Here is a 24,206-nt window from a genome sequence, read left to right on the forward strand (position 1 = left end):
CTTATTTTGTCTTCGCCATTTTTTGTTCTTCGTTTTGTTTCTCTTTTTGATTTCTTCTAGAAAAATCTGCAATCAGTTTATAATAAGCATTCGCCATCATCCAAATACTTTCTTTTTCGTCTTCAAAGAAATCAATGTTATATCCATCTAAATTATTATTTAACGTTTTAAGATAATCTTTAAGAATAAGGGACCCACCACCAATGAAATAACATATTTCTGTTTGGGAGTTTTTCTGCCACATATTTCTTAAATGACGATACTGCTTTTTCGCTAACTCTAGAAGAATGCGATCTACAATATCATGAACGCTTGTCCGGTTACCTTTTACCATAATATGATTTCGATCGCTTTTCTTTGTAATCATTTCAACAACATCTCTACGGCTATCTAGCTCGATTCCATGTCTTGATCGAATTTCTTCTCGAATTGCTTCTAGCGATTCAGCAACACCTAAATTAAAGCCTTGTGCCTTATCGTCATCAACCTTTCTATTTTTAATAACAGCTATATCAGTTGAAAGTCCACCTATATCTTGAATAAGTATTCTCTTATCAATAAGAGACTTATTAATGATATTTAAATGATTATCCATCACAAGATTTATAAAAGCTGCGAATCCTTCAGGATAGACTTTCACTTCTTCAAATTTGATATTAACCTTCAATCCTTGATGCTTTGGAGTAACCAAAAACTCCACTTGATGGACTGAGCTTAATAACTTAGATCGATAACCGACATCTTTTCCTTCCTTTACCTCTCTTAGAGGTAGGCCTGTCCCTAATATATACGTAGCCTCAATCACATTATTAGCGTTTTTCATAATCTTTTTATTTTCATCTCGTGCCGCATCTAGTGCCAAAGCCGCAAATAACATGATCAGTGTTTGGTCCTCTTCTGATTTGTTACTTCCTGGATCTAGTTCTGTTGCATTCGTACTTTTTGTTGCTAAGTGTCCGACACGATAAACTGAATTATTATCCTTAAGAGTAGGCGAGTGAACACGAATATGTATACCATCTACAGGATCTTGATTGTCTAACTCCTCTATTCCAATGATTGGTCGATCCTCTGTATCCCTAGCAATAATATTAGGAATATTAATTTCTGCTTCCAATTTCCCAAAAAAACCTTTGAGTGAATCATTTCCTACATCAATTGCTGCAATACGAGCATTACTCACATAAATCATCCCTTTCATTTTTAATAGATTTACCAACTAATCGACAATTCTGATAATAGGTTATCTAACTATTCGTGGTCGGTCAATCATCCCTACGAAACTATAATGATAATGTAAACTACACCGCTTAATTGTCATCTAATATACAAAAACGTAAACATATATACTTGTTTACATACTTGTATACCGACTTGTTTACTTGTATACGTTTTTTGTATACAAATGTTTACAAATTGTACACGTGTATACAAAAATGTATACAACTCTTTTTTATGTAATAAAAAATCACAGGAAGATTATCTTCTACCTGTGGTCCAAGCTGTCCAAAAAGTCAACAGTCTTTTATTTTGGCTATTTTCGCAAACCTTGATCTACTAATTATGTACTATGTCGATTTCAACTCCAGGATGCGCGCTTTCCGTGGGGCGTGAGCTGAGCCTCCTCGGCGAGCCTGTGGGGTCTCAAGCCTTCCCGCTACTCCCACAGGAGTCTCGCACCTTCCATTCCAATCATCCCCCTTAGCTTATTGTAAAATCTTTTAAAACCAAATATCTTTTAAAAAAAGATGTGTTTTGGAACAATGTACGCTAAAAATCATCAAAAAGTATTAGTATATTCAAATCCCTAAAAATTACGTAAGAATTAAAAAATTGTTAGCTTTTTTCCTATTAATTATTCACTTTGATTTGTAAATTTTTACTTTCTTACAAAAGTTTTTGTTCTTTTTTCATGAAACGATTATAATGGGAATTATGATTGTACTTTTCTAGTACAATTTAATAAGTGTAAAACTAAATAAAAAATCCATAAGTATTTACTTATGGTAGAGGTCGCAAACTCCCCTCTACAAAAAAATAAGGCGAAAAACAATATTTGTCGTATTGTTTTTATTTTTGTTATTCGGGATGCCCTCTTCTTTTTAAACACGTAAAGGAGAGAAGAAATATGAAAAATGAAAAAGCAATCGTAGTATTTAGCGGTGGCCAAGATAGTACTACTTGTTTATTTTGGGCAATGCAACAATTTGGAGAAGTTGAGGCCGTTACTTTTAACTACAATCAACGTCATAAATTAGAGCTAGATGTAGCTGCAGATATTTGTAAGGAATTAGATATTCCACATCATATACTTGATATGTCCTTGTTAAATCAGCTTGCTCCAAATGCTTTAACAAGAACTGATATTGATATAACACATGAAGAAGGTGAATTACCGTCTACATTCGTTGATGGACGTAATTTATTATTCTTATCTTTTGCTGCCGTTCTTGCTAAGCAAAAAGGTGCAAAACACATCATTACTGGAGTTTGTGAAACAGACTTTAGTGGCTATCCAGATTGCCGAGATATTTTCGTTAAATCATTAAATGTAACGCTTAATTTATCAATGGACTACCCTTTTGTTATCCATACACCACTTATGTGGATTGATAAAGCTGAAACATGGAAATTAGCTGATGATTTAAACGCATTTGAGTTTGTTAAAAATAAAACTCTTACTTGCTACAATGGCATCATTTCAGATGGCTGTGGTGAATGCCCAGCATGTGAACTTCGAAAAGCTGGATTAGATCGTTATCTAGACATGAAAGGAGCCTCAAAACATGTTTGATTTTCGCATAGTGGAGAGACTTCATAAAATTGATGAGCATATTAAAAAAGAAGAATTAAAGTATCATCATAAACGTGTGCTTGTAAATAAAGAATTTGCATTTGATGCTGCACATCATCTACATTGTTACGAAGGAAAATGTAAGAATTTACATGGACACACATATAAAGTACTATTTGGGATTAGTGGATTTGTTGATGAGATCGGGTTAGTGATCGATTTTGGTGATATCAAAGAGATTTGGAAAGAAAAAATAGAAATCTATTTAGATCATCGTTATTTAAATGAGATGCTCCCTCCTATGAATACAACTGCTGAAAACATGGTTGTATGGATCTATGAACAAATGGAAAATGCACTTAAAGAGGCTACAAATCCTTCACAAGATATTAGAGTAGAGTTTGTTCGTTTATTTGAAACGCCTACAAGCTACGCAGAAGCTCGTAGGGAGTGGATGATTCATGAATAATAAAATTCCTGTACTAGAAATATTTGGACCAACTGTACAAGGTGAAGGCATGGCGATTGGACAAAAAACAATGTTTATTCGTACGGCTGGATGTGATTATTCATGTAGCTGGTGCGATTCATCTTTCACATGGGACGGTAGTGAAAAAGAAAATATTAAATGGATGACTGCCGATGAAGTCTGGAATAGTTTAGTAGAGTTAGGTGGAGATACCTTCTCTCATATTACGATTTCAGGAGGTAACCCTGCCCTTCTACCTTCATTAGGACCTGTTGTTGATTTCTTAAAGGAAAAAGAAATGACTTTAGCTCTTGAAACACAAGGTAGTAAATGGCAAACTTGGTTACCTTCAATTGATGAAATTACTTTATCACCTAAACCACCTAGCAGTGGAATGGAAACTGATTTTGATATATTAGGAAACATAATTAAAAATCTAGCACATCATCCAAAAACTTGTTTAAAAGTTGTCATTTTTGACGAAAAGGATTTTGCTTATGCAGAAACTGTTCATCAAAAATTTCAACACATTCCATTTTTCCTTCAAGTAGGAAATAGTTGGTTAAATGCAGATGATGAATCATTATTACAATACATGTTAAAACGTTATGAATGGCTTATAGATGAAACGATGAAGTCAGAAGTCTTTAAAAATGTAAAAGTTTTACCTCAATTACATGCATTTGTATGGGGAAATAAGAGAGGAGTTTAACAAAATGGTAGGTAGATCAAAAGGTTCACTAGAGGAAGTATCATTATTAGGTAGCAATAATACAAAATATTTATTTGAATATGATCCAGCAATTTTAGAAACATTCGATAATACTCACCCAAATCGTGATTATTTCGTAAAATTTAATTTCCCAGAATTCACTTCACTTTGCCCAAAAACTGGCCAACCTGATTTTGCGACAATCTATATTAGCTATATTCCTGAGCAAAAAATGGTAGAAAGTAAATCACTAAAGCTTTATTTCTTTAGCTTCCGTAATCATGGAGATTTTCATGAAGATTGCATGAATATCATTATGGATGACTTAATTAAATTAATGGATCCACGTTATATCGAGGTTTGGGGTAAATTCACTCCACGTGGCGGCATTTCAATTGATCCATATTGTAACTACGGTCGCCCTGGTACAAAATACGAAAAGATGGCTGAACACCGTATGATGAACCACGATTTGTATCCTGAAAAGATTGATAATCGTTAATCAGATTAATCTCGTACTTTATTAAAATCAGATTAATTGGTTTGTTTTAGGTTTAATAAAAAAGCTCATTTCTAATAGAGAAATGAGCTTTTTTTATATAAACTTTATTGGGAACTAAATTTGATTATTTTTTTACAACAATTAGGATAACGTTTTTAAATCCGGCATACTGTACAACTCACTCTAACTTTTCTAGGAGTTTTTCTATTCTATGTAAATTCTTCCATAAAATTTGGCCATAAAAATACCCCGTAACGTTAGATTGAAACTAACTTACGGGGGAGACCCTAAAAACATAACTATTTTGTATCTGACAAAATTATCTAAACATCAATTATAAAAGTAATCTTTATGGTTTTACAATAACAGGTATAATTATTCTAAATCCATCATATTCCGCCATGATAACAGCGGTTCCTTCAGACTTTGTTAGGATCTTATGATCAGTGGTCATTTCCGCTATTTCCGAATTGGAACTAATCCATTTGACATCAGCTGTAACGTCTTTTAACGTTCCATCGCTTGACAAAGCATTAATGACTACCTCATTTTTTGAGCCCACTGAATTTACGATATAACCCAGCGAAGAACTTATTCCCCTAGTAAATGTAGGATACTTTGCTACAACTTCAACATCAATTGTCTTTGACATTCCAAAAACAGTAGCAGTTATCGTCGTTTTTCCAACAGAGTGAGCGATGATATGTCCATCAGCAGAAATCGTTGCAATCGATTCGTCCGCCACCGTCAATTTTGCATAGCTATTAAGATTAAAACAATCACAATTTCCATCTCTGCCATGATGACCAAAGTATCCATCAATTGAGATGTCAGTGGACTTATTAGGTTCTAACATTACATTGCTACCTGTCGATTGACCGTTTTCTTCCCAATATAAATCTACAGGCTTAGTGTTTCTTACCCAAACAGCATCTCTCATATTTTCATAAATGAACCAGATGTATGCTTCACCAGGACCGACCCATTTAATGACCCCGTTCTGATCAACAGTTGCTACACTTTCGTCGGAAGATTCCCATTTCCCTTCTGTATCAACCTGAACGATATTATGATCTGTATATTCAGCAAACGCGTTCGCATCCATAGTTCCTTCTTCAGGGTGTAATATCATCCCATTGCTAATATTAGTTATCGCTGCTACTAAATTTCCTACTTCAGGCTGTAATACCATCCCCGAGCTAACAATTCCTACTAAATTTACTGGTCCAGCTTTTTCTGTTACTTTTACTGGAATATTAATTGAAGAGAAGCCTGCAATTGTTGCACTAACCTTCGTTGTTCCAGTTTTTATTCCAATAAATTTCCCGTCTTTAACACTTACAACTTTAGGATTCTCTGTTGTCCATTGGATTGAATTCGTTATTTCTCTTTGAGTTCCATCATTGTATTGAGCAAAAACATGTACTGGATAAAGCTTATTTTTTTGTACAATTACATCCAATGAGGTAACAAGCAATGACTCAATTTTTAAATCTTTTATAGTTGCATCATTCCCAGAAAAAATTGAAACATTCAAGATTTTTGTGCTTGTGCCGTAATCGATAAGTACTTGCGTTTTTCCTGCTGCTACTGCTGTAAGAACACCATTCTTAATGGTAACTTTGTCTGGGTCTAATGATGTGAATCTTGAGTCTGATGTAACGTCAGCAGTTGAACCATCCTTGTATTTTGCTTTTACAGAGAACGAATGTGTGTGTTCAGATAAACTAAATGAGATGTCATTTTCACTAGGAATCAGATCAACAATTTTATTTACAAAATCTTTAGAAGGTTCATTTGAAACGACAATGGTCACCTTCTTTGAGTAACCAGAGCTATCTACGGTAATAATTGTTGTACCAATGCCTACAGCAGTAAGCAGACCATCCTTATTTACTTTAACAACCTCAGGATTAGACGATTTATATCGAGCAAATGAAGTCGAATTTAATGTTGTTCTGTCTGAATAGGCCGATTTTACGTCTAATTGATGTTGTTGATGTACTACCATATTTTTCATATCTGATGTTACAGAAATTGATTCCGGAATTGGAGCTATCTTCTGATCGTCACTATCCTTGACTGCTACTGGGATATCTAAGAGGAAACGATCATAAGAATAAATAGCATGCAAGACAGTTGTTCCACCCAATTGACCAATAACCTTTGATTCACCACTATAATTTTGGAAAACTGAAGCTACGTTGTTTTGGTCGAAGTAGAATTCAACGGAACCTGTTACATCCTCAGTACTCCCATCACTGTAAATCGCATTTATTTTAATAGGTGTTTCTTCACCTACTCCTAAAGAAATGTTTGGTTGAGAAGCTGACAAACCAATAACTCTAGGAGTTGTAAGCTTATTTGTAACAGTAACCTCAATCTTTACCGGAGGAATTACATCTGAACGATAGGAAGCTGTCACAATCGTTTTACCTGTCTTACCTCCAATGATATATCCGGAATCAGTAACCGTTGCAATGCTATTATCTTCCACTGTCCATTTGACATCATTAGGATTTACATCTTCAAGTAAAGTCATATCACCTTCTGATATTCCATTAGTGAATACTTCGGTTAAATGAACACGGAAATTTTGATTTGGCAATAGTTCTACCGTAGGTTCATCTGTTACAAGCTTTGTAGGCTTAACAACATTAACAAGTACAACATCAACCAATTTATCATATTTAAAATAAATATATGCTTGGCCTATTCCAACTGGGGTAATTTGACCATCTTTACTAACTGTAGCAACATTTCGATTTGTTGTTGTCCATTCTCCTAAAGAAGTAACCTCTTTACTCTCTGGGCTCCTTGTATAAGCTAATACTGGAAATGGTTTATCAGAGGTTTCTAACCTCACCATGGAGCTTGTAAGGTAAAGGGCAGTTATTTTATCTGGAGTATCTCTTATAGAAGCAAAGAAGTTTATTTGTGGAAAATTTTCGTAAGTTACTCTCATTGAAACATTACCTGGTGATATCCCTTTTAATACCCCTTTTTTAACCAGTGCAATTGAAGGATCTATAGATTCCCATTTAGCTAATTTTGTTACATCTTTCATCGAGCCATCGCTATAGAGCGCTTTCAAAGAAATAGGATGCTCTTGCCCTTCATCTAGATAGGTAACTTGATTCGCATTTAATACAAGCGATACAATTTTTTTACTCTTTGAAGGATTTGACAATTGACTTAAAACTTGTGTACTTTTCGTAACATTTACTTCTACGTTTAACACTGCATTACCAAGACTGAATTGTACATTTGTAGACCCAACATTTACTGCTGTTAGTTTTCCACTTTCAACAGTTACAACTTTTTCATCTATTGATGTCCATTTTCCTTCCGCTGTAACATCTGCTTTACTTCCATCCTTATACTCTGCTTCCACCTTTATAGTGTGGTGACCTTGAGAAAGAGAGATCGAGACTTTTGATTCACTTGGAGTAAGCTTTACGATCTCTTTTAGTGGTGGATTCTTTGTTGCTCCGGCTGCCTTTTCAGTTGAAGCAAAAACCAAACTACTGAATAGAGACATGAATAAGGTTAGTACTAGTGTTAATGATGTAATACGTTTTGTCATTTTTGTTCTCATTTTTTAACCTCCATATTTTTTTATATTAATCAACCTGTCAATTCAGATTGATAATATCCGTTTTCTATTCAATGCCTCTTGTAAATCCAATAGTAAATCGTTTTTCTCTTCCTCCTTCTTGCAATATTGTAGGACTAGTCATGGGCATCATCAATCTGACAATCGACTAAAATTATCCTGGTCCTTCACAGTTCATAATCGATTGACAAGCTCAACGACTTAATATTATGAGTATTCAGAAACATTAACAATACAGGATTTTAGATGGATTTGATTTAATAAATCGATGGATCGCTGTTTAAATAGGTAGATAGGATGATACCACTTCTTTTGACGCATAATTGAAAGGTGAAATCTTTTTAAGAAGGTTTTTAAAAATAAGCTTATTATCCGTGTAAACAAAGAAACTGCTATTCCGTCTTTAGGAATAACAGGATTTCGCAAATAATTATTATCATATTTACTTCTTTCTATTTAACTTGAAAAATGATTAATATTAACTACAATTAGTTTTCCTCTCACTTTAGTCACTCGCATTTAATTTGACTACTCACTTATTTTAAATACCAACCGTTTATGGCATTCATAATGATTTTACTTTACAATTAATGGAAAAGATGTAAAAAGTGGGGTGAATCATTTTGTTTAAACTCTTATTAGTAGAAGATGATTCTTCTCTTTTTAATGAGATTAAAGATAGATTAGTTCAATGGTCTTACGAGGTTTATGGAATTTCCGATTTTAGTAAAGTGATCCAGGAGTTTACTGAGATTAAGCCTGATTTAGTTGTTATCGATATTCAACTTCCGAAATATGATGGTTTTCATTGGTGTCGGATGATTCGTTCTCATTCGAATGTACCAATTATATTTTTATCGTCAAGGGATCATCCTTCTGACATGGTTATGTCCATGCAGCTTGGTGGCGATGATTTTATACAGAAACCATTTCATTTTGATGTCCTTGTTGCAAAAATCCAAGCTACTCTTAGACGAGTTTATAACTATAATACTGAAAAAATCGCACTAAAAACTTGGTGTGACTCCACAATTGATTACGAGAAAAATACGGTAACAAATCAAAATGGAGCAATCGAGCTTTCAAAAAATGAAGTGTTTATCTTAAAACTCCTAATTGAACAGAAAAATAAAATAGTTAGTCGGGAAGAGCTAATCAATGAACTCTGGGATGATAAGCGTTTTATTAGTGATAATACCCTTACAGTAAATGTAAACCGTTTACGTAAGAGACTTGATGAAATCGGCTTAGGTCGATTTATCGAAACAAAAGTCGGTCAAGGATATATTGCTTTAGAAGAGGACTTTGTATGATTAAAAATTTTTTGATTGAAAGACTTAGTTGGATTACTTTTTTTCTGATTACCCAACTTTTAATCCTTTTTGTATCTTATATTGATTCATCGATACCATTTAAGTCTCTTCTTTATATTGTATTTTTATCACTGCTTTTGTTCATTTTCTTTTTAGTGATTCGTTACCCAAAAGAAACTAAATTCTATAAAAGCCTAGAAGAACGTGAGGATAATCTTGATCTATCTAGTATCGCATATCCAGATAGCCCCTTTGAAAGAATAGTGGAAAATAGTTTATCAAATCAAACTATACGATTGAAAAGAGTAACTTATCAAAATCAGACCGAATTAGAACAAGAGAAAGATGAACTATTATCTTGGATTCATGAAGTCAAAACCCCTTTAACGGCTATGCACTTAATGATTGACCGGATGCAAGATGAAAAACTGAAAACAAACTTAACCTACGAGTGGCTACGAATCCACTTACTTCTTGATCAACAGCTTCACCAAAAACGAATTCCTTCTATTGAAAACGATTTGTATATCGAAAGACTTCAGCTAGAGGATATTATTTTCCCAGAAATTAAAACATTGAAATCTTGGTGTATACATAAAGGAATAGGCTTTGAAATCGAACTAGAGGTGTTTTATGTATATAGTGACGCTAAATGGCTTTCCTATATTATTAGACAGCTTTTAACAAACGCAATTAAATATAGTACATCCTTAGATATAACCATTAAAAGCTATCAGAAGCATGGCCAAATAGTTCTTGAAATTGAAGACAATGGACGTGGTATTCATTCAAAAGATTTACCACGTATCTTTGATAAAGGTTTTACATCAACAACATCACATCAAGACGCCGCTTCAACTGGAATGGGATTATATTTAGCAAATAAAGCAGCTCAGTCCTTATTTATTATCATCCAAGTGCAATCAGAAATTGATAAAGGAACGAGCTTTACCCTCACTTTTCCGAAACGAAATGAATTTGTAAATATCAAAGGCATGTGACAAAATTGTCACATGCTTTTATTGATTGTTCGTTTAATCAAAGGAATCGAATCAAAAAACCACTTATACTAATTTTATTGAATGAATACAAAGGAGTGGAATGGAATGAATATATTAGAAGCAAATAAAATTCATAAAAGCTATGGCACTAAATTTAATAAACAAGAAGTACTAAGCGGCATAGATATCAATATTGGAAAAGGTGAATTCGTAAGTATTATGGGGGCATCTGGTTCTGGTAAAACGACATTACTGAATGTACTATCCTCTATTGATAAAATAAATAGCGGAACAATTGCTATTGAGGGAAAAAATATTTCTGATATGAAAGAAAAACAATTGGCTGAATTTCGTAAATACTATTTAGGGTTTATCTTTCAGGAATACAATTTATTAGATACTTTAACGGTAAAGGAAAATATTCTTTTACCTTTATCAATTACGAAAACGTCACCTGGTGAAGCAAATCAAAAATTTGAATTAATAGCTAAAGATCTAGGTATTTATGAAATAAAGGATAAGTATCCAAACGAGATTTCAGGTGGACAAAAACAACGTACATCAGCAGCTCGAGCGTTTATTCATGAGCCTAGTATTATATTTGCAGACGAACCGACAGGCGCACTTGATTCGAAATCTGCTTCAGATTTATTAAATAAACTAAGTGACCTAAATGAAAAAAGAAAAGCAACAATTGTCATGGTTACCCACGATCCTGTAGCTGCTAGTTTCTGCAATAGAGTTATCTTTATAAAAGATGGTCAAATCTACTCCCAACTGCATAAAGGTGATGAAACACGACAAAACTTCTTTAAGGATATTATGAAAACACAGGGAGTATTAGGTGGTGTTCATCATGAGCATTAATCATCTAATCTTTCGTAATTTAAGAAAGAACTTAAAAAATTATTATCTTTATGTTTTTGCATTAATTTTTAGCTCTGCCCTTTACTTTTCATTTGTCACCTTACAATATGATCCATCTATGGATGCAACAAAAGGGTCAATAAAAGGAGCAGCTGCAATTCGCTCAGCTTCGATTTTACTTGTTGCAATCGTTTCAATTTTCCTTTTATACGCAAATATGATTTTTATTAAAAGACGTAGTAAAGAGATTGGTTTATTTCAATTAATTGGAATGACAAAAGACAGGATTTTTCGAATTCTGACAGTTGAGAACTTTATTCTTTATTTTAGTTCGCTAGTGCTTGGTGTCTTACTAGGATTTTCTATTTCAAGACTAATCATTATGATTTTATATAAAATCACAGGGATTAAAGCAATTGCTTCTTTACATTTTTCAACACAGGCATTAGTTCAGACATTGATCGTATTCGTTGTTATTTATGCTTTCATTATGTTAATGAATTATGGTTTCATTAAAAGACAAACAATTTTATCCTTATTCCGAGTAGTCTCATCGACTGAAGGTAAGCTGAAAAAAATGTCCATTTTCGAGATTTCAATTGGAATTTTGGGTATTTTATTAATTATCTCAGGCTACTTTCTTTCATCCAAATTATTTGATGGCGATTTTACTTCAATGATTGAACTGTTTTCAGCAATGATCTATATTTTAGCATCAGTCATCATAGGAACTTACTTAGTTTATAAAAGCTCCGTCCGTTTTATTTTAAATGTAATTCGAAAACAGAAAAACGGATATTTAAATATTAACGATGTACTATCTTTATCTTCAATTATGTTTAGAATGAAGTCGAATGCTTTATTACTAACGATTATTACAACTGTATCAGCTTTAGCTATTGGTCTATTATCTTTAAGTTATATATCTTACTATTCTGCAGAGAAGACAGCAGAGAACCATGTCCCTGCTAATTTTTTCTTAAAAGATAATAAAGATTTACAAACGTTTACCTCTGCTTTAAATAAAAATGGCATTAAATTTACTAAAAAGCACACTGAGGTTATTCAAGTAAATACAAATATAAATGATATTCTCGATAAAAAGTTAGAGCAATTTAATAGAGATTCAGATACTATGCCACTTGCAGTTGTTAGTGAAAAAGCCGTTAATGTTAATCTTTCTGCTAATGAAACGGTATTTACTGGCTATAATGATTTGCTTCAAAAATTTATGACATTAAAGGATTCAGGGAATATTGAATTAACTAGTAAAAAGAAGGTCTTTAAACTAAACTATATAGGTTTAAGACGTCAATCGATTATCCCCTCCTACTTCACAAATGGAGGTTTACCTACTGTAATAGTAGACGACAAAGTTTTTAAAACCTTAAAACAGAATCTTGATTCGTCAATTCAAAAGGACTCTACTGTTTATAACGGAATTAATATTAGTGATGAGAATTTAATTGAAAAAGCAAATGACATTTATATGAATCATCAATTTGATGAGAATTATCCTAATGCTTCTCGCCTTGAAATTGTTAATGATCAGAAAAAAACAATGGGACTTATGATGTTCATTGTTGGTTTCTTAGGATTAACATTCTTAATGACATCTGGTTGTATTTTATATTTCAAACAAATGGATGAAAGTGCTGACGAAAAGCCTAATTATACAATTTTACGTAAACTAGGCTTCTCCCATAGTGATTTATTACGAGGAATCCGTTCGAAGCAACTCTTTAATTTCGGAATTCCATTAATAATTGGACTAGTGCATAGCTATTTCGCTGTCCAATCTGGTTGGTTCTTATTTGGTACTGAAGTTTATACACCGATGATCATTGTCATGGTTCTATATGCAGTTTTATATTCTGTTTTTGGTGTATTATCAGTTCTTTATTACAAGAAAATAATTAAAGAAGCACTTTGATATAAGAAAAGCTCTAGTATTTAACTAGAGCTTTTCTTTCGTGATAATTTGTCCAATTAGAATATAAGGTCAACCCTCTTACTGGTTGACCTTTTCATTTTATTGAACTGTTGTTTCATTATTTTGTGATAAATTCATCGACACTAGGTCTAATAATTTTTTCAATTCGCTTTCACCAAAAATTTCTTTGCCTTCCTTTAATGATGAAAGTGCACTTTCAATTAAAAATTTCCGAGGTGTTTTTGTATTAAATAGTTCAGTTTGTACAAAATCAAGTAACTCACTGTACTTTATTTGTTCCTCACATTGTATAAGAGCTTTTTTTAGCATACAAATATGTTCATTAAGCTTCTGTTGTATTCCTTCGTCGATATTTTTAGGCGGCAGCCACTTCTCAATAAATTCCGGTTTAAATAGCTGATCCCCAGATTTTGCAACTTCTTCGACAATATGGACAACACGATTCACACTAAATCGAACAACTTGTTCAATCGTGATTCCAAGATTTTCTGCAAGATCATAATACTTTAAATTATGATGTAAAATCCCTGTAAATAAAATTGCACTATCTAACAAGTAAGGCTTCTTTTCTTCACCGAATAATTCGATAAAACGACTATATACCCAATATAACAATCTGAAGTTGCCTTCTCTAATAAATTGTTTAACATCCAAATCATTCAAGAAAATGACTTCCTCGAAAAGTGATATTAACTTGTTGTCCCGATTTGTCTTCATTAGTAATTCAATTTGTTTAATAAAAATCTGAATATCTGACGGATTTTGGCCAATAAGCAGCTCATTTCGTTCCTGAGCGAGCTGTTTGTAAATCATGTTAAAAAGAGCGATTATTAAATCACTTTTAGACGAAAAATAATTATAAAACGTCCCTTTGGAAATTCCGCTATAGTCCAATATATCCTGTATAGATGTAGCTTGATATCCTTTTTCAACAAATAATTCATGGGCTATTTTTATGACATGTTGTTTCCTATCATTCATGTTATCACCTTTTATTCCCAGTAAATTGTAAATTTCTGCTTAGAGAACATAGTACATTATTTTCACTGTTTACACTAGTAAATACTCACCGAAAACATTAAAGATTTTTAATGTACTTAATAATTGCAACAACAGTATGAATGGTATATCATATACTTTTAAATGGAAATAAAGTTCAAAAAAATGAACTTAGAGTATAAAGGAGGGGAAAAACATGGAACACACTATTGAAAAATCTGTTCGCCCACCATACGGGATTCTTACAGTCCTAATGATTGCGGCCTTTATTGCTTTCTTAAATAATACTTTACTTAATATCGCATTGCCGTCTATTATGAAGGACTTAGATGTTGGGCCTTCAACAGTACAATGGCTTTCTACTGGATATATGTTAGTTAACGGAATTTTAATTCCGACTACAGCTTTTTTAATCCAAAAATATTCCGTAAGACACTTATTTATCGCAGCACTAATTTTATTTAATATAGGAACATTCACAGCTGGATTTGCACATATTTTCCCTTTATTATTAACAGGAAGAATGGTTCAGGCATCAGGATCTGCAATTTTAATGCCATTATTAATGAATGTTATGTTAACGAGCTTCCCTGTTGAAAAACGAGGAACTGCAATGGGCTTCTTTGGTTTAGTTATGATGGGTGCTCCTGCAATTGGCCCTACTTTATCGGGTTGGATTGTTGAACATTATGACTGGAGAATGCTTTTCCATTTTATCTCTCCAATTGCATTAGTTGTACTTGTTATTGGATTCTTCTTACTTAAAGATAAAAAAGCTAAATCAGATAGCAGAATTGATCTCCTTTCCGTTTTATTATCGAGTTTAGGATTTGGTGGATTATTATATGGATTTAGTTCAGCTGGAACAGATGGCTGGGATAGTCCAAAAGTATATGGCACTTTAATCGTAGGTTTAATTTCATTAATTTCATTTATTGTTCGTCAATTAAAGCTTGATAAACCAATGCTTAACTTTAAAATTTACCGCTATCCAATGTTTGCCTTATCTTCAGCGATTTCTATTGTCGTTACTATGGCAATGTTCTCTGCAATGATGCTATTACCGATTTATACGCAAACACTTCGTGGAATTAAACCTTTTGATGCTGGTTTAATGCTACTACCAGGTGCTTTATTAATGGCTATCATGTCACCAATCACTGGTAAGTTATTTGATAAAATTGGTGGAAGAATTCTTGCTATAACAGGATTAACGATTATGACTGTTACAACATATTTTTTAAGTAAATTAACGATGGATACCACATATACACATCTAATTGTTTTATACTCTTTACGTATGTTAGGTATGTCAATGGTAATGATGCCTGTTTCAACGAACGGCTTAAATCAATTACCTGCACGTTTTTATCCACACGGTACTGCTATGAATAATACATTACAGCAAGTATCTGGAGCTATTGGTACTGCATTATTAATTACAATTATGTCTAATCGAACTGAATCAAAAGGCAAAGAATTTGCTGCCGAAGCAATGAAACATCTTACAGGTAAACCTACACCTGAAATGTTAGCGCAAATCAAACAACAAGTTACTATGAAGGCAATGTTAGAAGGAATAAACTTCTCATTTTATGTGACCGTATTTATCGCACTTCTAGCATTAATTCTTGCTTTCTTTATCAAGCGAGCAACGCCTGCAGTAGAAGTTTCTGCAGCACAAACACAACCAACTTTAGAAAAAAAATTGGCTGAGAATTAATCTGATATTCTCGATTGTTTAAAGATATAAACAAAAAGTTCAACCAGTAGATGGTTGAACTTTTTTATTAATGTTTATAGGTAAAGTAGTCAAAATCTGCATGCAGATTTTGTCCAGTTGTATCTTGGCATTGCATACCAACAAATGCACCTGTAAAGAAGCCTCCACCTTGAATATAGTCATCTGATAGCTTATGTGAGTAAAACGTCACTGGTATATCTAGCCAGTTTTCTCCATCAAATGAATAAGAGTATTGGTAAAGATTCGTATTTACATTTACTCGAAGATACACGTACTCGACATGATCTGGTACTACAATTTCTTCACCTTGAAGAGGTTGAGAAAACGTAAAATTATCACATGCCACTAATTCTAGAATTCTTCCCCTATCTTCATTCCAAGTTATTTGACATGAAGTCCAATTCTGAGTGTTATAGTAATTTACTAAACCTGCCGATTGATGGAATGTAGTAGGATTAAATGCCATTTTTGTCTCTGCCATGAAATTAAAATGCTGCCACCTTCTTGCAACAAAGCTTTGAGTAAATTTTGACGTTAACGATTCCTTTCCGTATAATCGCAAATGTCCTTGACGATCTTTTAATGAAACAATTTCCTCAGTTAATGGAATTCTTAAATTTTGAAAGTGAGCATTTAGGGTATCTGAGTCAAAATCGTCTTTCTCAAGGTAATCTCTTTCCCACTTTACTTCTTCAATTTTTGGACCTTCTATTTCTAGTGAAGGATTATTTCCTCCTACCACAAATGGCCAATCGTTTTTCCATTCAAGTCTTTGAATAGCCGTTTCTCTTCCAAGTGGACAAAAGCCTCTAGGGTCTAATAATGGTTGCCCTTCTCTTGGTAAAGGTCTTCCTGTTAAATGAACAAGGAACCATTCATTTGTATGTGTATGGACAATGGATGCATGCCCCGCTTTTTGAAGTGGAATTCTCGGTGTGTGAAATGAAGAAATCAACGGATTTTCTGGATGTACTTCATACGGACCTCTCAATTGTTTTGAACGAGAAATTGTGGCCTGGTGATCATATTTGGTTCCACCTTCAGCAGTCAATAAGTAGTAGTAATCATTTATTTTATATAGATGTGGAGCCTCAGTTAGTTTAATATCTGTTCCTTTAAAGATTACTTCTGTCTTCCCTACAAGCTTTCGTTCTTGGGCGCTGTATTCCTGTAACGCAATTCCATAAAAATTATGATGATTTACACGATGATCCCATACCATTTGAACAAGATACTTTTTCCCATCCTCATCATGAAATAATGAAGGATCGAAGCCAGTACTGTTTAGATAAATAGGGTCTGACCATTCACCATCAATTGTTTCACATGTTGCAAGGTAATTATGGCAATCCTTCCACTGACCTTCAACTACTTTTACATCCGTGTAGATTAACCAGAACTGTCCATCATGGTAAGATAATGCTGGAGCCCATATACCACCTGAATCTGGATTACCCATCATGTTCAATTGACTTAAACGATTTAATGGTCTAGATGTTAAACGCCAATTTTTTAAATCCTTGGAATGATAAATACCAACTCCAGGAAACCATTCAAAAGTTGAAACCGCTATATAATAATCTTCCCCTACTCGACAAATACTTGGATCCGGATTGAATCCTGGTAAAATTGGATTGCTAATTGTAGCCATTTTACACTCCTCCAGTTTATGTATTTAGATCTTAAAAAAACGTACTTTTTTGCAAGATTAATTTACCTTCTAAATTCAGACAACTGACTATTTAGTTCCTTCGTCTGTGTGTACACCTGTTTATATATTTCAAAAAGCTTTTTATATTTTTCTACATTTTCTTTTATTGGCTTAAATGCTTTAACTGGCTTGATGAATTTCTCTCCACAAGCTTCTAGTGTTCCAAACCAACCACTTCCGTAAGCTGCTAACATTGAAGCTCCCATACCAGGACCCTGTTCGCTTGAAAGCTTAATAATGTCTGCATTGAAAATATCAGCTTGCATTTGAAGCCAAACAGGATTTTTTGCTCCTCCACCAATCGAAATAATCGAATTAATCTTTTTGCCATTTTGTCGGAAGATTTCAATTGATTCATTTAATGAAAATGTTATTCCTTCCATAACAGCTCGTGCAAAATCACTTCTTTTGTGAGCTGCGTCCATTCCAATAAAACTACCTCTGATCGTCGAATCTGCGTGAGGAGTTCTTTCACCTACTAAGTAAGGCGTAAATATCAAACCATTTGAACCAACTGAAACCTGCTCAACGTCCTTTAATAACTGTTCAAATTTTTCATTTTCAGCAAATGTATCTTTAAACCAACTTAAAGAATATCCTGCTGCAAGAGTCACACCCATAGAGTAAAATGCATCTTTTTTACCATGATTAAAATAGTGGACTTTTCCCTTAAAATCCTGATTACCATGTTCTTCGTATGATAGCACTACACCAGAAGTACCGATGCTACATAGCGTATACCCTTCTGATAAAATACCTGAGCCAATTGCTCCACACGCGTTATCCGCACCACCTGCGAACACCTTAAGTTCTTGACTAAGACCGGTCATTTTAACAATTTCAGCTGTAATAGTCCCAACACATTCGTGAGATTCAACTAAAGGCGGACAAAGTTCCAATCGGATAGTAAACTTTTCGCAAATTTCCTCACTCCACTGCTTTTCTTTTACATTTAAAAGTAAGGTTCCTGCTGCATCTGAGTACTCGCTTTGGACCTTTCCTGTCAGACGAAAGCGAAGATAATCTTTTGGTAGTAAGAATACAGATGCTTTTGCAAATATTTCAGGTTCAAATTCCTTCACCCACAAAAGCTTTGGTAAAGTAAATCCTTCAAGTGCTGGATTTTTAGTTATTTCAAGTAATTGATTTTTGCCTACTTTTTCATAGATTTCTTCACATTGCATTGTTGTTCTAGTATCATTCCATAGGATTGCATTTCGAAGAATATTATTTTCTTTATCCAGTAATACTAGGCCATGCATTTGACCAGAGAAGCTTATTCCTTCAATATCAGTCACATCTCCATCAAATCCGCTAACTAATTCAGCAAGGCCATCAATTGTTTTTTCTACCCATTCTTCAGGATTTTGCTCACTGTATCCAGATTTTTCTTGAATAAGAGGATAAGAACGGGATATCTCATTACATACTTCCCCACTCTTATTTACTAATAAAATTTTTACTGCACTAGTTCCTAAATCAACACCAATTACATATTTCATCAAATCATCCTTTTGTTGTTTTTGAAGGCACAGATGAGAAAAATGTGCTGGAACCACTCACTTTCCCAGCACACATTTTTATATAAGACTTGTCTTTTATTTATACAGTCGCGAATTCAGCAATTGCTTCTAATAAATATTGGTTTAATATTGACTTTAAACGCTCTTCTCTACCAGATTTATTTTGAATGTCACCTAAACCTAGTGCATAGGCTTCAAGACTATGGAAATTTGCTTTATTCTCAACAATTTCTTTACCGATACCAAAAGTAAAGCTGTTATAGCGATCTTCAATAAAGCTTTCAAACACTTTATCTTCAATTAGTTTATTTGCCACTAAAGTTCCAATTGCAAAACTATCCATTCCTGCAATGTGTGCATGGAACAAGTCTTCTACGTCAAATGACCCTCTTCTTACTTTTGCATCAAAGTTTAATCCGCCTTTGCCTAGTCCGCCATTTTTTAAGATTTCATACATAGCTAGTGTTGTAGAGTAAAGATCTGTAGGGAATTCATCAGTATCCCAACCAATTAACTTATCACCTTGGTTTGCATCGACAGATCCAAGCATTCCGTTAATACGTGCAACACGTAATTCATGTTCGAAAGTATGACCAGCCAGCGTTGCATGGTTAGCCTCAATATTAAATTTAAAGTTTTTCTCTAAGCCATTAGTTTGTAAAAATGCCAATCCAGTTGCTACATCGAAGTCATATTGATGTTTAGTTGGTTCTTTTGGTTTTGGCTCAATTAAGAATTGTCCATCGAATCCTATTTCTTTTGCATAGTCAACCGCCATATGGAAGAAACGTGCTAAATTGTCTTGTTCAAGCTTCATATCCGTATTCATTAATGTATCGTAACCCTCACGTCCACCCCAGAATACATAGTTTATTGCACCAAGCTCTTTTGCTATTTCCAATCCTTTTTTCACTTTTGCTGCAGAATATGCGAATACATCAGCATTATTTGAAGTAGCTGCTCCGTGAACATAGCGAGGATGTGTAAACATATTAGCTGTATTCCAAAGCAATTTTGTTTTACTCGTTTTCATAGTTTCCTTAATCATGTCAACGATTATATCGAGGTCTCTGTATGTCTCACTCAATGTGTTACCTTCTGGAGCAACATCTGAATCATGAAAACAAAAGAATGGTACGTCTAATTTTTCATAAAACTCAAAAGATGCCTCTACTCGAGCTTTAGCAAGGTCCATGCCTGTTAGATGATTCCATGGGCGTTGCATTGTTCCTGCACCAAATGGATCGGATCCATCCGCAGTAAATGTATGCCAGTATGCAACTGAAAATCGTAATAAGTCTTCCATTTTTTGTCCATTAACAAGTCTTTGTGGATCATAATATTTAAAAGAAAAGGCATTTTTTGATTTTGGACCTTCAAATTTAACTTTGTTAATATTAGTAAAATAACTCATGTTTATTTCCTCCTAAAATATAAGTTTTGGACTCTATTTTTTTCATGAAACAACAATCCATGTTCGTAAAACATTTGTGTCACCTGGTTCAATTCCTTTGAACCCTGATAATTCGACAGGCACATCTAAGTTAGGAGCATTTGTCACCCAAGTATACGGTTCAGGACAGAGAAAACCACTCTTTCCATCTTTGTTATAAACAACCCAATGCTTAAAATTGGAGTCGACCGTATAATTAATTTCAACTCCAGTCGAACCATTTCGTATTTGTGCGGTATGCAAGCCTTGATTGTCTATATTAGAAAGAAATACATCGTCTAGCTCCAAACCAACTAAGCTCATCCCTTCATTTAAATCTTGACGATATGGGATTTCTTCAAGTTCTCCCGTTGGTAAAAGTCTTTCATTAAGCTTCCAGCGTTTGTCAGCCGGTAGCTTGAACAATGATTTCTCTTCAGGGAATAAAAAGCTAGTATGGTACCCAAAGCCAAATGGTAAAACTTCATTACTTTTATTTATAATTTCAGCCTTTTTTGAGAGTGTGTTATCGTTCAACAAATAACTCATTCTTATCATAAAATGATGCTGAAACTGATTCATTACTTCTATGTGTTTACTCGAATCAAACTCTGTGATTATCGTAACTATTTGTTCGTTTATATCAACAACAGAGACGTCCCAATTTCTTGTATGAACAAATCCATGAATGTGATTTTGTTTATCCAACTCATTAATATCGAATTGATACGTTCTATTATCAAAGTTAAATGTTCCTTGATCAATTCGATTTGGTGGAAATAAGATTGGCGTACCAAATAGGACCGGTTTATCCCAAAATTCCTCCTTGGAGGCTGGAACTCTTAATAACTCAGTATTTGTCTGTTTCTCAACTATGGAGATCAAATTTGAACCCCATCCAGGAATAATAATAATCTCCAAATATTCGTTACCGGCTTTGATTGCAGGCTCTTCTAAAAAAGAGATCTCCTCCACATAATTATTCATCGAAATTCCTCTCTTTAAATAAGTTCATATTTCTTAGACCTTATTTACATTACTTTGTCTTGATTCAATTCGATTAAAACTATATATTCCGCAAAACATTAGAACCCAAGCAACTGATACGATACTAAAGAAAGGCGTTAAACCTGGCTGATATAAAAGTAAAAACAGAATTGCTGCTACACTAATTAACATTAGTAACGTCATATGAAAATGGTAGATACTTAAAAAGAAAGCATTTTTTAGATATTCGATCAACTTAAATTCGTAATGGACATAGACCGGGAAAATATAAAGTAATACCATGAGATAAACAGCAGAAATGATCAGTAACGGTACCTGCAATACTAACTGAAAAGCACCTTCGAGAGTTTGTATGAAAAAAGCATCAAATACTAAAAAAGTTCCGCATGAAATCAAGATTAAACCAAGTCTATTAGAATTTTTGAATTCATTCAGATATACACTGAGAAATGTTTGCCAAATTGGAAAATCGGTTTCTTTCTGTATCCATTTTCGAACAATTGTAAAAAGGGCGACTGTAGCTGGGAAAATTCCGAAAATGATTAAACCTGCTATTGAAAAAAGGAACCATAATAGATTTACATATGCAAACCTCATTATCCATTCACATACAGTAAACAACTTCCCCATTGTTTTTCCAATAAGCATTAAACCATCTCCCTTAACTGAATCATAATAGCGTTATCCGTTACCACTAGCCTTTTACGGAACCGGATGCAATTCCTTCAACAATTCGATTACTTAAAATTAAGAACGCGATCAGGATAGGCAATATGCTAATAACAAGTGTTGCGCCGATTGCCCCCCAATCTGTTGTATATTGGCCAATAAAGTTTTGAATTCCAACTGTAAGTGTTTTAAATTTATCTGAACTAATGAACGTATTAACAAAGACAAATTCATTCCAGTTGTAAATCATGTTTATAATCGCTGCCGTGGCAATGACCGGTGATGTCATCGGCAAGGTTATCTTAAAGAAAATGTGATTAATTGATGCTCCATCCATAATAGCCGCTTCTTCCACTTCACGAGGAAGTGCCTCATAAAAACCTATTAGAATCATAATCGTGATTGGCAAATTAAAAGCAGTGTAAGCTAAAATAACCGAAAGAGGATTATCAATTAAGTTAATTTTTGTAAAGGTACTGAATAATGGAATTAGTGTCGAATGGACTGGAATCATTAAACCTACCATGAATAATCCCAATACAAGCTTACTCGCTTTCCAATTCATTCTTGTGATTGCAAAAGTCACCATACTTGCCAATATAACTGTCAAAATTACTGCAACAATGGTATATGTCACACTATTAAAGAAGTACTGGCTTATGTTACCTTCTGTCCAAACCTTTGTATAATTCTCCCATTTTGGGCTTTCTGGTAATGAAAAAGGAGACATATTGAATACTTCTTGGTTATTTTTTAGTGAAAAAAGAAACAGCCAGATAATCGGAAAAATTTGAAAAACTGCTACAATTATAAGGAAAAGATACATGAGTCCGTAAGCGCTTCGGCTAAGGAAACTATTCGTATTTTGACTAGGTTTCTTTTCGTTAAGAATATATCGAGATTCAGTAGCTCTTGCCGTATCCACTTAAATTTCCCCTTTCCTTTTAATAAATGTCATCATTTGATTCTGTAAGCTTACGAATAATCCAAGTAACAACTAGACAGATCACCAATAAGAAAAAACCAATTGCACTTGCGTAGCCAAAGTCAAAGCCTTTAAATGCTTTTTGGTACATATATGAAGCCATTACTTCACTTGCACCATTCGGACCCCCGCCGGTCATGACATAAATTAAATCAAAGTATTTAAGTGATCCAACAACAGCGAGTACAATCGTTACTTTTACTACATTCATTATTAATGGTAATTTTATTCTCAGTGCAATTTGTAAAGGTGTTGCCCCATCAATTCTGGCAGCTTCTATTAGTGAATCTGGGATGTTTTTAAGGGCCGCATAATAAATAAGGATATAAAAACCGGCATATTGCCAAATAATTGGAATGATTATCGCGTATAAAGCTAAATTTGTTTCGGCTAACCAAGCTGGCGGGTTTTCAATCCCTATTGATATAAGAAGACTATTTAATATCCCATTCGTTGGATGATAAATTTTTAGCCATAACTGCGCGATTGCAACTGATGCAAGTAACATTGGAATGAGATAAATTTTTCTCAGCAAGTCTGCACCCTTAATTTTTCCGGCAAGTATAAATGAGATGAACAAATAGCCAATTAAACTAACTGCCGAAAATACTGCTAATAAAAAGGAGTGGAGGGCACTTTTCCAAAATAGAGGATCGTGTATTAAGTGGGAATAATTCTGTAAACCAATGAATTCCTTTTCCCCGATGCCATTCCATTTCATCAAGCCAAAATATCCCGTTTGTATTATTGGAACGTAAATCAAAGCAAGGATTAGAAAAAGAGCTGGTGCAATATAGAAGGCGATAATTTTTTTATTTGACATAAATTTATTCATTTCGATTCAACTCCTTCCCTCGTTTTGAAAAAAAAGGACATACCCGAAGTAAAGAAATATGTCCTTTTAATT

The 24,206-nt window shown here is 33.8% G+C and carries 19 protein-coding genes; 9 read left to right on the top strand and 10 right to left on the bottom strand.

Features of this window, described 5'->3' with window-relative positions; genetic code table 11:
* Nucleotide 1: 1 nt before the first annotated feature.
* Entirely contained in the window at nucleotides 2–1,183 is a 1,182-nt protein-coding gene (locus B7R65_RS07120; RefSeq protein ID WP_088042079.1) for a ParM/StbA family protein, read from the bottom strand.
* Between the two features lie 945 nt (nucleotides 1,184–2,128).
* Between B7R65_RS07120 and queC the strand changes: the two genes are divergently transcribed.
* From queC to queF, 4 genes are read left to right on the top strand one after another with little or no spacing between them, the layout of a single operon-like run.
* Nucleotides 2,129–2,794, top strand: a complete 666-nt coding sequence (gene queC / locus B7R65_RS07125) for a 7-cyano-7-deazaguanine synthase QueC (RefSeq protein ID WP_088042080.1) — start codon at nucleotides 2,129–2,131, stop codon at nucleotides 2,792–2,794.
* Nucleotides 2,787–3,263 (top strand): 6-carboxytetrahydropterin synthase QueD, encoded by a 477-nt coding sequence (queD, locus tag B7R65_RS07130; protein WP_088042081.1) that lies wholly within the window; start codon nucleotides 2,787–2,789, stop codon nucleotides 3,261–3,263. Before queC ends, queD begins: the two co-directional genes overlap by 8 nt.
* Nucleotides 3,256–3,975 (top strand): 7-carboxy-7-deazaguanine synthase QueE, encoded by a 720-nt coding sequence (gene queE / locus B7R65_RS07135; protein WP_088042082.1) that lies wholly within the window; start codon nucleotides 3,256–3,258, stop codon nucleotides 3,973–3,975. The genes queD and queE overlap by 8 nt, the downstream gene beginning before the upstream one ends.
* A gap of 4 nt (nucleotides 3,976–3,979) precedes the next feature.
* Entirely contained in the window at nucleotides 3,980–4,477 is a 498-nt protein-coding gene (gene queF, locus B7R65_RS07140; RefSeq protein ID WP_088042083.1) for a preQ(1) synthase, read from the top strand.
* A gap of 349 nt (nucleotides 4,478–4,826) precedes the next feature.
* Here queF and B7R65_RS07145 read toward each other — a convergent pair whose 3' ends face one another.
* Nucleotides 4,827–8,075, bottom strand: a complete 3,249-nt coding sequence (locus B7R65_RS07145; protein ID WP_088042084.1) for a hypothetical protein — start codon at nucleotides 8,073–8,075, stop codon at nucleotides 4,827–4,829.
* Nucleotides 8,076–8,716: 641 nt separating this feature from the next.
* Here B7R65_RS07145 and B7R65_RS07150 point away from each other — a divergent pair.
* The 4 genes from B7R65_RS07150 to B7R65_RS07165 all read left to right on the top strand — a co-directional run bounded on the left by B7R65_RS07150 (nucleotide 8,717) and on the right by B7R65_RS07165 (nucleotide 13,207).
* Nucleotides 8,717–9,406 carry a response regulator transcription factor gene (locus B7R65_RS07150; protein WP_088042085.1) on the top strand — a complete coding sequence of 230 codons (690 nt, stop codon included), beginning with the start codon at nucleotides 8,717–8,719 and terminating at the stop codon, nucleotides 9,404–9,406.
* Nucleotides 9,403–10,407: a sensor histidine kinase gene (locus tag B7R65_RS07155; protein ID WP_088042086.1), complete on the top strand. Its 1,005-nt coding sequence runs from the start codon at nucleotides 9,403–9,405 to the stop codon at nucleotides 10,405–10,407. Before B7R65_RS07150 ends, B7R65_RS07155 begins: the two co-directional genes overlap by 4 nt.
* Before the next feature lie 105 nt (nucleotides 10,408–10,512).
* Nucleotides 10,513–11,274 (top strand): ABC transporter ATP-binding protein, encoded by a 762-nt coding sequence (locus B7R65_RS07160; protein WP_088042087.1) that lies wholly within the window; start codon nucleotides 10,513–10,515, stop codon nucleotides 11,272–11,274.
* A complete protein-coding gene (locus B7R65_RS07165) occupies nucleotides 11,264–13,207 on the top strand; it encodes an FtsX-like permease family protein (protein WP_088042088.1) in 1,944 nt (647 codons plus the stop codon). The genes B7R65_RS07160 and B7R65_RS07165 overlap by 11 nt, the downstream gene beginning before the upstream one ends.
* Nucleotides 13,208–13,306: 99 nt before the next feature.
* Here the strand turns inward: B7R65_RS07165 and B7R65_RS07170 are convergent, their stop codons facing one another.
* Nucleotides 13,307–14,209 (bottom strand): TetR/AcrR family transcriptional regulator, encoded by a 903-nt coding sequence (locus B7R65_RS07170; protein WP_088042089.1) that lies wholly within the window; start codon nucleotides 14,207–14,209, stop codon nucleotides 13,307–13,309.
* A gap of 214 nt (nucleotides 14,210–14,423) precedes the next feature.
* On the opposite strand from B7R65_RS07170, the gene B7R65_RS07175 reads away from it, so the two are divergent.
* Nucleotides 14,424–15,950 carry a DHA2 family efflux MFS transporter permease subunit gene (locus B7R65_RS07175; RefSeq protein ID WP_088042090.1) on the top strand — a complete coding sequence of 509 codons (1,527 nt, stop codon included), beginning with the start codon at nucleotides 14,424–14,426 and terminating at the stop codon, nucleotides 15,948–15,950.
* Between the two features lie 67 nt (nucleotides 15,951–16,017).
* Here the strand turns inward: B7R65_RS07175 and B7R65_RS07180 are convergent, their stop codons facing one another.
* The 7 genes from B7R65_RS07180 to B7R65_RS07210 all read right to left on the bottom strand — a co-directional run bounded on the left by B7R65_RS07180 (nucleotide 16,018) and on the right by B7R65_RS07210 (nucleotide 24,134).
* Complete coding sequence (locus tag B7R65_RS07180) at nucleotides 16,018–17,622, bottom strand: glycoside hydrolase family 43 protein (protein WP_088042091.1); 1,605 nt, start codon at nucleotides 17,620–17,622, stop codon at nucleotides 16,018–16,020.
* A 62-nt stretch (nucleotides 17,623–17,684) separates the two neighbouring features.
* Nucleotides 17,685–19,184 (bottom strand): xylulokinase, encoded by a 1,500-nt coding sequence (gene xylB / locus B7R65_RS07185; RefSeq protein ID WP_088042092.1) that lies wholly within the window; start codon nucleotides 19,182–19,184, stop codon nucleotides 17,685–17,687.
* A gap of 100 nt (nucleotides 19,185–19,284) precedes the next feature.
* On the bottom strand, nucleotides 19,285–20,619 hold the full coding sequence (xylA, locus tag B7R65_RS07190) for a xylose isomerase (RefSeq protein ID WP_088042093.1): 1,335 nt from the start codon (nucleotides 20,617–20,619) through the stop codon (nucleotides 19,285–19,287).
* Nucleotides 20,620–20,661: 42 nt separating this feature from the next.
* Nucleotides 20,662–21,624: an aldose 1-epimerase gene (locus tag B7R65_RS07195; RefSeq protein ID WP_088042094.1), complete on the bottom strand. Its 963-nt coding sequence runs from the start codon at nucleotides 21,622–21,624 to the stop codon at nucleotides 20,662–20,664.
* Nucleotides 21,625–21,657: 33 nt separating this feature from the next.
* Complete coding sequence (locus B7R65_RS07200) at nucleotides 21,658–22,293, bottom strand: YesL family protein (RefSeq protein WP_256941198.1); 636 nt, start codon at nucleotides 22,291–22,293, stop codon at nucleotides 21,658–21,660.
* A 46-nt stretch (nucleotides 22,294–22,339) separates the two neighbouring features.
* Nucleotides 22,340–23,140: a carbohydrate ABC transporter permease gene (locus B7R65_RS07205; protein ID WP_256941205.1), complete on the bottom strand. Its 801-nt coding sequence runs from the start codon at nucleotides 23,138–23,140 to the stop codon at nucleotides 22,340–22,342.
* 118 nt (nucleotides 23,141–23,258) lie between these two features.
* A complete protein-coding gene (locus B7R65_RS07210; protein WP_088042095.1) occupies nucleotides 23,259–24,134 on the bottom strand; it encodes a carbohydrate ABC transporter permease in 876 nt (291 codons plus the stop codon).
* Nucleotides 24,135–24,206: the final 72 nt, after the last annotated feature.

It is taken from the genome of Bacillus sp. EAC (genome assembly GCF_002156875.1).
In the GTDB taxonomy this organism is placed as follows: domain Bacteria; phylum Bacillota; class Bacilli; order Bacillales; family Bacillaceae_G; genus Gottfriedia.